1 protein-coding gene is annotated in these 460 nt (G+C 68.3%); it reads right to left on the reverse strand.

Annotation, left to right across the window (positions count from 1 at the left end):
* Window positions 1-416: N-acetyltransferase (locus EOA86_RS38040; protein WP_164892480.1), on the reverse strand; the 416-nt coding region annotated here is incomplete at its 3' end.
* Window positions 417-460: the final 44 nt, after the last annotated feature.

The following is a 460-nucleotide window of genomic DNA, read 5'->3' on the forward strand; positions in this document are numbered from 1 at the left end:
GGCATGGCCAGGGCGCCGGTCTTCTCCGCCGAGAACCCGAAGCGCTCGTAATAGGGCGCATCGCCGACCAGCAGGATCGCCGCATGGCCGAGGCGGGCGGCTTCAGCGATTGCATGGCGCATCAGCGCCGAGCCGATGCCGGCATTCTTGATTGTCGGATCGACGGCGAGCGGGCCAAGCAGAAGGGCTGACCTACCGCCCTCGCCCAGCACCACATCCCATAGCCGCACGGTGCCAGTGACCCCGCCCGATGCATCGCGCGCGATAAAGGCCAGGCCTTCCGAAGGCCGGCGGCCGCGCCGCAGCTTTTCCGACGATTTTTTCCGGCGCTTCGGCCCCATGGCGCGATCGAGCAAAGCCTCGCGCGCCGAAACGTCGGCAGCGGTTTCGGCGGTGATGACGAAAGCGCCAGCAATCTCCCCCCTCGAGGGGGAGACGTCGCCGAAGGCGACAGAGGGGG

Origin of the sequence: Mesorhizobium sp. M5C.F.Ca.IN.020.32.2.1, assembly GCF_004023105.1 — a bacterium.
GTDB classification, from domain to species: Bacteria; Pseudomonadota; Alphaproteobacteria; order Rhizobiales; family Rhizobiaceae; genus Mesorhizobium; species Mesorhizobium wenxiniae.